Genomic DNA, 8,492 nt, shown 5'->3' with positions numbered 1-8,492 from the left:
AAAAAGGAACAAGAATGCTCTTGCCCCTTTGTCTTAGCTTACAATCTCAACCTTAGTACAACTTCTCATAATACTCCGTCGCCATACGGTCGGAGCCGAAAAAATCGTGAACATCGTTCATGCTTTCCAGTACCATTTCCTGCCATTTTTCGGGCTGGTCATAATACGTGGGCAGCACCTCGTTCTCGATTAAATCAAACAGGTTTTCCATATCCTGTTTGTTGATGTCTTCACCCGTGGCTACGGGTACCAGAAAAGAATTGTGGCCGTGTTCGGAAAACTCGCAGATCCAGCCATCGTAGGTCGAGAGGTTGAGCGAGGCATTCATAGCGGCAGTCATGCCACTGGTGCCGGAGGCTTCGCGGGTCACTATGGGGTTATTGAGCCAAATGTCGGAGCCGTCTTTCATAAGTTTGGAAAGCGCCAATTCGTAGCCTGTCAGCACCGCCATGTTGTCGTACATATTGCTGAGATACACCAGCCCGTTGAACGTTTCGACGGCTCCCATATCTTTGGGATAGGGCTTTCCTGCCCAGATGATCTGGACGGGGTACTTGGAGTTGTTCATCAATCGGTCAAAGCGCTCCCGGTCCCAGGTCAGCATATCGGCCCGCTTGTAAGCCGCGAAGCGCCTTGCCCACACAATGGTCGGTACTTTGGGATCGAAGATTTTACCACACTGATCGGCCACGGTTTTGAACAGCTCTTTTTTGAGTTCTTCTTTACGAGCCATGATCGCTTTTGTGTCCTTTGCCAGGCGGGCGGCTTCCAACGTTTCGTCGGTCCAATAAGTTTGGTTCTGGGCGTTGGTAATGTGGTCGATCTCGCAAATTTTGTCGTAGCCGCCCCACATCTGCCGCGACACATCGCCGTGCAATTTTGACACGCCATTGGCCTTACGGGCCAGGCGCAGCGCGGCCAGCGAGTGATTGAAAACGCTGTCTTTCTGCCCGGTGATCTTACGCACCGTTTCCAGTTTCAGTCCGGCGAAGAAGCCCATATTTTTCAGAAAAGTGATGTCGTGCTTCTCGTTCCCGGCCTCCTCGGGTGTGTGGGTCGTGAACACGAACCGCTTCTTCAACTTCGACGCGGTTTTAAATTTTTGGTACAAATAAAACGCCCCCGACAGCGCGTGGGCTTCGTTAAAGTGGTACACCTCCGGTTCGTATTCCAGAGCGTCGAGCATTTTAGTGCCGCCAATGCCCAGCACCATGCACTGTGCGACTTTTGTGGCGGGGTCGGAAGAGTAGAGATTGTAAGAAATCGAACGAGCCTCGTGGTCGTTGCCCTCCGTGTCCGTCGTAAGCAGAAACATCGGGGCCGTATCGAACACGTCGGGCGGTAGGTAGTAGGCGTGAACCCATACCTTTTTGCCCGCGATTTCAATACTGACTTTGGTTTCGGTATCGATGAGGTAGTGGTAAATCTTCTCCCGAAACTCCGGCTTCATGCTATTATCCTGGTTCCGCTCTTGGTCATAATAGCCGTGTTTCCACAGCATCCCGACACCAATGAGGTTCTGATTCAAGGAGTTGGCGCTTTTCATGTGCGACCCGGCCAGAAAGCCCAGGCCACCGGAGTAAATTTTCAGCGCCTGATCCACGGCGAATTCCATGGAAAAGTACGCGACCGACTTCTTGAATTTGTCGTCGGGATTAATGGGATGTTTAAAAGGTATGGTGAACGAAGTTTTGGATTTCATGTAAAGTGGTAGTTTAAGTTCAGCCGCGAATTCATAAAAATCCGTGCCGTTTTGTGAATTGGTAGTGGAAGCCGAGAATTGAGAATAGATTAACTGCTATCAATCAAAAAGTTGCGAAAAAAAGTTTTCGACTTTTTCAGTTCCTGAGAGAAGATTTGCGAGAAATTTGGGGAGCATTAAAACAGTCGCCAGCCACTGATTTGCTCAAAGAAGCCAGGCACCGCTGCCGGATAGACCGCCGCCATGAACAACAGCCCGAAGATGGCACCGTACATGTGAGCGTCGTGATTAACAAAACCGCTACCGCGCCGAGATTCGTAGTAGGAGTACCCGATAAACAGTATTCCAAAAATAAAGCCAGGAATACACAGTAAGAAGTACAGGCAAATTTCCAATAATGGCGCATAAAGTACCGCCGCAAATAGTACTGCCGCTACGCCGCCCGATGCACCCAGCGAATTATAGCCGGAACTGTTGCGGTGCTTCAAAAAGGTAGGAATGTCGGAGACAATAATGCCCAAAAGGTACAACGCACCAAAGTATATCCGCCCGTTGCCGCCGAATAACATGCCGAATAACCGCTCGATGCCCTCGCCAATGAACCAGAGCGTAAGCATGTTGAACAGCAGGTGCATGAAGTCAGCGTGGACAAAGCCGGAGGTAATAAAGCGGTAGTACTGCCCTTTCTTGGAAACTTTGTAGGGGTTCAAAACCATGTTTTCCAGCGTAGAAGGATTCTTCCAGGCGTAATAACTGATGGCGACAGTAACGAGGATAATGATGAGGGTAAGTGACATGGTTATTCTATATTAATTTTCCCGCTCCACTAACTGATGTACAAAACTCAAAAGCGGCTTTTTGCGGGTGGGGTCGACTTTAAGCCTTTCCAGACAGTCGAAGCCTTGATCGAAGTGTTCGGTGATTTTTTGTTCGGTAAAGGTGCGGATTTTTAACGAATCATAGATGTCGGTAACGGTCTTTACTTTTTCTTCTTTGTCGAAATCTTTTTCATCCAGCCAATCGTCCAGTTGCTTTCTGGTCAAGCCTTTCGCTCTTTCGAGTGCTTCGATTAGTAGAAATGTTTTCTTATTTGCTATAATATCGCCGCCAACCTGTTTGCCAAATCTAGCCGGGTCGCCATATACGTCGAGCAAGTCGTCCTTCAACTGGAAGCCGATGCCCATGCTAACGCCCGCCTGGTAGAGGAGTGTGGTGGCTTCTTTGTCGGCTCCGGCGACGATGCCGCCCAATTCCAGCGCAAAGCCCAGCAAAACGGAAGTTTTCAACCGAATCATGTTCAGGTACTCCGCTTCGGTCACGTCCCAGCGTGTCTCGAAATTCATGTCCAGCTGCTGGCCTTCACAGACCGCCGCCGCTGTGTCGTTGAAGCGCGTTAGGACACGCTTGATGTGATTACCCTCTACATCCAGCAACAAATCGTAGGCTCGCACCAACATGACGTCGCCCGATAGGATGGCGATGTTGGCGTTCCATTTCTCGTGCACGGTGGGCTGACCGCGCCGCAACGGGGCGCAGTCCATGATGTCGTCGTGCATGAGCGTGAAGTTGTGAAAAACCTCAACAGCATGAGCAGGTTTCAAGGCTTTCTGCCAATCGTCAGTGTAGAGGGCAGCGGCCATGAGCGTCATCAGCGGGCGCAACCTTTTGCCGCTGAGCGACATGATGTACCGGATGGGTTCGTAAAGTTCGGCGGGCTGGTCGCCGTAATTGTTTTGCTCGATTTCGGTCTGCAAAGCTTGCAGCAATTGGTCGGGTGTCGTCATTCGCGGGTCAATTCTGCTCTCTTCAACCTCATTCGGGCGGATAGGGTTTTGTAAAATATAAAAATCCCTTCCGGCAGAAGGCTGCAAAGTACCTAAATATCCCGCAGAATACGCTTCTCGAAGCACACGCTGTTTTCGACCCCGGCGTACGGGCCATAGTTTTTAATAATACGGTAACCCATTTTTTTATAGAGAGCGATGGCCTCAGGCTGTCTTTTTCCCGTTTCAAGAATGCAGTATCGGCAGCCCAACTCGGCAGCCCAGCTTTCTAATTCAGCTAAGATTTTTGTGGCAACCCCCTTGCCCCGGCCTTCCGGTGTGACATACATCCGTTTCACCTCCGTCCGGTCTGGCTGATATTCTCGAATGGCTCCGCAGCCGATTGGATATTCGCCATCGTAAGCCACCACGGCGTGTTTGATTAGGTCTATTTTGCTGAATTGGGAATAGAAAGCGTTGTCCTCGCCATCGCGCATTTTCAAATCGGCATTCAGTAAAGCCACCAGATCGATGAAGTCCTGGTTTTGGGAATCGGTTCTTCGCAGCGCAATCATCTCGGAATTTATTCGGTAAGCAACTGACTATCTGGGTTCTACTTGCTATACAGTTCTTTGGCCGCTTCTTCGTACTTATCGCCCTTGCTCCATTGCGGAGCCTGCGCCCGGTCGGCGATGAGGCGAGCAGCGTAGGCGTAGGCCTGCGAGAATTTGAGGAGATAGCCGAAGTCGATCGTTTCGGGATTGTCCGAAGCCTGATGGTAGTTTTTCATGAGTTCGGCATCGAAAGTTCTAAACCCAGGCGTAATGGTGGGGGCAGGGATGCCCACTTTGGCAAAACTTACGTTATCGGAGCGGTCAAAAAGTCCCTGCTCGGGGGCCGGGTCGGCAACCACATCTAACCCGAAAGCTTTGCTGGCTGTCTCGATTTCGGCTCGTGCGCCTGTGCGATCCAAACCAATGACCGACAAAATGCTGGTATCATTATAACCCGCGCCGTCGGTATTGAGGTTAAAAATGCACTTGTTCAGGGGTAGGAGGGGATGACTGGCGTAGTACTTACTGCCCAGTAATCCCACCTCCTCGCCTGTCAGGGCCACCAACAGCACCGAACGTTTCGGCGGCTGCTTCGATAGAGCTTCGGCGGCGGCCAATAGTGACACGGTTCCGAAGGCATTGTCGCGCGCACCGTTGAAAATGCTGTCCTCAGGCGAATAGGGCTGGCCGCCCTGCTTGCCCACGCCCACGTGGTCGTAGTGTGCGGAGAGCAGCACGTATTCATCTTTGAGTTTGGCATCCGTGCCTTCAATGTAAGCGACTACGTTGTAGCCGTTCACTGTTTGGAAGCTGCGACCAGTAGTTTGAAAGCGCATCTTGTCGGTGGCGCGGAGCATTTTAGTGAATTTCGATTCCTGTCCATTGATCCAGGCATGCGGAAGCGTTACAGTTTTTCCGTCGGGTGCGAGGGCCACGCGCTCCCCACCAAAGAATTTCGTGACAAAATTCCAGGGAACGGGCGCTTTAAAAATCTCGATGATGCCAACGGCGCCTTTTTCGGCCGCGAGTTTGCGCTTGCCGTCCGAGGCTGTGATGATCTCTATTGGAGAAGTTGCCTCCGGCGAGCCACTTTGTAACAGTACGATTTTTCCTTTGACATCCAGCCCCTTGTAGTCGTCCCAGCCTTTGGCGGCGTTTTCCAGCCCAAAACCCGCGTACACCAGCGGGGCATCAATATCCGAAGCACTACCCGACATCAGAATCCAGTCTTGCCCCGAGCGCAGCGTGTCAGTCCCGACGAAGAGATTGCCTTTTCCCAAGGCCCCCATTTTTTCGAGCGGTACGGTCTGCATGAAAGATGTTTGTTGTGGGGCGTTCGCCAAGCCGTAGCGCCGAAACTGCTCGGCCACGTAGCGGGCGGCGACGAGGTTGCCCTGCTCGCCAGTGCGGCGGCCCATCAACTCGTCCGAAGCCAGAAACCGCATATGAGCTTCCAGTTCAGGTTTTTGGAGATCAAATTCGGGGAGGGAAGCTTTATTTTGGGCAAAGCCGGTGACTAGGAATCCCATGATCAGCCAACTGGTGGTAAATAACTTTTTCATGATAAATGAATTGGTAAAGCAGCCCAAACCTCAGTCAGTACCAGGAGTCAGGCTTGTAGTGAATAGGCAAAAATAGAAAAATCCTGGCCGGGATGTTTCCTAACTGATCTAAAACTACGACTAATGATCAATCACCTGTATCGTCACCAGAACACTTGGTAGTTTGGCGAAACCCTTACGAAAATGGTGATAGTGTGACGGGTATGGATTCTTCCCGAACAAAGAATCCACTATTTCTAAACCCTTTTAAGTTATGGAAGCAAAAAAAGCAAAAACCAGCGAATTCCACGTGGATTTGGGCGACGTCCAGCTGTCGGCCGCCGCCGCGCAACGTCTCGAAGCCAAAATCCAGGAAGCGGTCATGAGCGAACTGGCTGGCTACACGCCCAATCCGGATGACGACGATCGGCCCAAACCGTGGTGGCCCAAAGGAACACCAGGAGTATTCGTTTTTCCAAGAGAATGGTTGGGTATCTATTTGAGGCGAAACAAGGATGTCTTCGACCTCCCGGGATTTAAGGGAGATTTTGACCGAGTCAACAAACGCTTTGGACAATGAAACCGTCAGCGAACGACACGCTTTGCCCGAGCGCATCCCCTGAAAAGGATGCGCTCCTGCTGGGCGTGGTTGGCCACAATGGGCAGGTGAGTATCCTGCCCCGCACGATGCCTGTCACCGAGGCTTTTCTGGAAAAAGTGGCCGAACATCATTCAGCTCCTGCAAAACATTTTCGCTTTGCCAACAAATGCGTGAAGTCAGGTTGCGGGCAGTGGAGTTCGGGACAGTGCGGGGTGATAGCCAGACTAATGCAGGCTAATGCAAACTTGCCCGAACCGCCGCCGGATGTACTACCACGCTGCGAAATCAGACCGCGCTGCCGCTGGCACAAGCAGCACGGCCCGCAGGCTTGCATTCTGTGTCCTTATGTAGTCACGGATGGGCTCGTGGAAGTACCCGCCAACGCGGCGGCCTTAGCCGAAATAGAGTAGAGGCAGTACTTTTCTAATCGTTCAGGCGATCGAGCATTGCTTTCATCTGCGCAATTTCCTTTTCCTGCGCTTTGATGATGTCATTGGCCAGTTTCCTGACTTCCGGATCACGCAACATGGCGTTCTGGCTCGTCAGGATGGCGGAAGAGTGGTGCGGGATCATGGCCTTCATGTACTGCACATCGCCTACGAAGGACTGATTTCTCAAAAAAGCAAACACGGAGATGAATACCGAAATGCTCAGCGTCACGATGATGACGTTTAATCTTTTGTCCTGATACATATTTGGCATGAAGACCTGCATCAATATTGCCATCGGCGATATCATCAGCAAAGTCATATAGAGCCGGGTGGTGCTTAAATAAATGTGATCCAGGCTGTCTACGTTCAGGAACATGACGGCATACATGATGACGAACGAGGCGGCCAGCATCAGGGCAAAGGTTCGGTAGCTTTTGTGGTTATTCATTGGTTCAAAAAAAGGTGAGTTTTAAAAAGATAGGCGAAATCGCTTTGTCAGAAGCGCAGCGAAATCCCTCCTCCCGCTCCAAAGCGGTTTTCGTAGCTGCCCGTCAACGAGACATTGCGCGACAGGAAGTACTCCAGTCCCACCGACCAAGTGACCTCCCGGCGGTATGCGCCGTTGTCCAGCACTCCTTCGCGGTCAGGGCGTTTGGTCCAGCCGAAGTCGGCCTGATACTCGTACTCGCCATGAAGTATCGTACGTGGAAAAATCATAATTTCGCGACTCAGGCTGATCTGTGGACGTAGTTTACTGTCCAGCCGCAGGTCTAGGTTGAAGAGATAAGGAGTCAGGAAGCGAATGCCGCCAATAGCGGTGGTAGTTAGTTCGCTGGGTTTTTCTTCGCGCTCGTTCTCCACGTTCACACCACCGAACACGCGGAAATAGTCGTAGATGTACCGCTCGTAGGTGACTTCGGCCTCCATGCGCTTGTTCCAGCCGTACTCAGCCCGGACGTTAAACTGGTTGCGAAGGTTGGACGAAACCAAATTGAGGTGCGTCATGTGGGAGGCCACATCTGCCGTACCCCAACTGTAAAAGTGGTTGCCTTCGTTGAGTAGTGTTTTGAGTGGGTAGTCTGCCATGCGCGGATCGCGGAGCGTGTCGTAACTATACACCCGCGCCATGCCGCTCATCATGTGGTACAGCACATGGCAATGGAAAAACCAGTCGCCGTATTCTTTGGCGTCGAACTCGATGGTCACCTTCTCCATTGGAGCTACATTCACGGTATGTTTTAGCGGGGAGTATTCGCCATTTTTATTCAGTACCCGGAAAAAATGACCGTGCAGGTGCATCGGGTGATGCATCATGGTGAGGTTGTTGAGCGTGATGCGTACGACCTCGCCTTTCTCAATTTTGATCTTATCGGCTTCGTTGAGCGGCACCCCGTTCATACTCCAAATGTACCGCCACATATTGCCAGTCAAATTCAGCAAAATGCGGCGAACGGGCCGTTCCTCGTCAGGATCGGTAGAGATGGTCGTTTTTGCGGGCGATTTCAGGTAGTCGTAGTTATACTCGGCAAACATATCCATACCCGGCATGTCCATGTCGGGCATATCCTTCATCTCATCCTCTTTCATGGGCTTTTCCATCCCCGCCATCTTTTTACTATTCTCATGGTTGGAACGATCCATCGCCATCGTATCTTTTTTGCTTTCCGTTTTAGCATGGTTCATCTGGGAGTGATCCATCTTTGAATGGTCCATGCCGGACATTTCTGCCTGTGGCTTCTTTTTCTTGCCGTGATTCATTTTGGAATGATCCATCTTTCCGTGATCCATTCCCTTCATGTCTCCGTCCATGCCCTCCATCTTCATGCCCCAGTTCGCCATCAACTTCTGCGGCTCCTCGGTTGAAGGGTTGACTTTTGTGGCGGGAGCGCCCATGCGCATG

General features: G+C 51.4%; 9 protein-coding genes. 2 read left to right on the top strand and 7 right to left on the bottom strand.

What is annotated here, in order from left to right; translation table 11 throughout:
• Positions 1 to 52 precede the first annotated feature (52 nt).
• The 5 genes from glgP to ACEW8P_RS05635 form a co-directional block, all read right to left on the bottom strand.
• Positions 53 to 1,702 (bottom strand): alpha-glucan family phosphorylase, encoded by a 1,650-nt coding sequence (glgP, locus tag ACEW8P_RS05655; protein ID WP_373512132.1) that lies wholly within the window; start codon positions 1,700 to 1,702, stop codon positions 53 to 55.
• 176 nt (positions 1,703 to 1,878) lie between these two features.
• The gene (locus ACEW8P_RS05650) at positions 1,879 to 2,499 is read right to left on the bottom strand and encodes a rhomboid family intramembrane serine protease (RefSeq protein ID WP_373512131.1); all 621 of its coding nucleotides are present in this window, start codon (positions 2,497 to 2,499) and stop codon (positions 1,879 to 1,881) included.
• Positions 2,500 to 2,511: 12 nt separating this feature from the next.
• Positions 2,512 to 3,486, bottom strand: coding sequence for a polyprenyl synthetase family protein (locus ACEW8P_RS05645; protein WP_373512130.1), 975 nt, complete (start codon positions 3,484 to 3,486; stop codon positions 2,512 to 2,514).
• Positions 3,487 to 3,578: 92 nt separating this feature from the next.
• Entirely contained in the window at positions 3,579 to 4,040 is a 462-nt protein-coding gene (locus tag ACEW8P_RS05640; RefSeq protein ID WP_373512129.1) for a GNAT family N-acetyltransferase, read from the bottom strand.
• A 38-nt stretch (positions 4,041 to 4,078) separates the two neighbouring features.
• Positions 4,079 to 5,581: a M28 family peptidase gene (locus ACEW8P_RS05635; protein ID WP_373512128.1), complete on the bottom strand. Its 1,503-nt coding sequence runs from the start codon at positions 5,579 to 5,581 to the stop codon at positions 4,079 to 4,081.
• Between the two features lie 253 nt (positions 5,582 to 5,834).
• On the opposite strand from ACEW8P_RS05635, the gene ACEW8P_RS05630 reads away from it, so the two are divergent.
• Together ACEW8P_RS05630 and ACEW8P_RS05625 are read left to right on the top strand one after the other, a co-directional pair.
• A complete protein-coding gene (locus ACEW8P_RS05630; RefSeq protein WP_373512127.1) occupies positions 5,835 to 6,140 on the top strand; it encodes a hypothetical protein in 306 nt (101 codons plus the stop codon).
• Positions 6,137 to 6,571, top strand: coding sequence for a hypothetical protein (locus tag ACEW8P_RS05625; RefSeq protein WP_373512126.1), 435 nt, complete (start codon positions 6,137 to 6,139; stop codon positions 6,569 to 6,571). Before ACEW8P_RS05630 ends, ACEW8P_RS05625 begins: the two co-directional genes overlap by 4 nt.
• Before the next feature lie 13 nt (positions 6,572 to 6,584).
• On the opposite strand, the gene ACEW8P_RS05620 is transcribed toward ACEW8P_RS05625, so the two are convergent.
• Positions 6,585 to 7,040, bottom strand: a complete 456-nt coding sequence (locus tag ACEW8P_RS05620; protein ID WP_373512125.1) for a DUF305 domain-containing protein — start codon at positions 7,038 to 7,040, stop codon at positions 6,585 to 6,587.
• Positions 7,041 to 7,087: 47 nt separating this feature from the next.
• The coding region (locus ACEW8P_RS05615) for a multicopper oxidase domain-containing protein (RefSeq protein WP_373512124.1) at positions 7,088 to 8,492 on the bottom strand (1,405 nt) is incomplete at its 5' end.

Origin of the sequence: Persicitalea sp., assembly GCF_041751555.1 — a bacterium.
Taxonomy (GTDB): domain Bacteria; phylum Bacteroidota; class Bacteroidia; order Cytophagales; family Spirosomataceae; genus Persicitalea.
The sequence above is the reverse complement of the archived record's forward strand: the minus strand, read 5'-3'. Positions and strand labels throughout refer to the sequence as shown.

Excerpts from the sequence above, each read along its gene's own strand:
- ACEW8P_RS05650 (WP_373512131.1), bottom strand. The coding sequence starts at position 2,499 with ATGTCACTTACCCTCATCATTATCCTCGTTACTGTCGCCATCAGTTAT.
- ACEW8P_RS05625 (WP_373512126.1), top strand. The coding sequence starts at position 6,137 with ATGAAACCGTCAGCGAACGACACGCTTTGCCCGAGCGCATCCCCTGAA.
- ACEW8P_RS05635 (WP_373512128.1), bottom strand. The coding sequence starts at position 5,581 with ATGAAAAAGTTATTTACCACCAGTTGGCTGATCATGGGATTCCTAGTC.
- ACEW8P_RS05645 (WP_373512130.1), bottom strand. The coding sequence starts at position 3,486 with ATGACGACACCCGACCAATTGCTGCAAGCTTTGCAGACCGAAATCGAG.
- ACEW8P_RS05620 (WP_373512125.1), bottom strand. The coding sequence starts at position 7,040 with ATGAATAACCACAAAAGCTACCGAACCTTTGCCCTGATGCTGGCCGCC.
- ACEW8P_RS05640 (WP_373512129.1), bottom strand. The coding sequence starts at position 4,040 with ATGATTGCGCTGCGAAGAACCGATTCCCAAAACCAGGACTTCATCGAT.
- glgP (WP_373512132.1), bottom strand. The coding sequence starts at position 1,702 with ATGAAATCCAAAACTTCGTTCACCATACCTTTTAAACATCCCATTAAT.
- ACEW8P_RS05630 (WP_373512127.1), top strand. The coding sequence starts at position 5,835 with ATGGAAGCAAAAAAAGCAAAAACCAGCGAATTCCACGTGGATTTGGGC.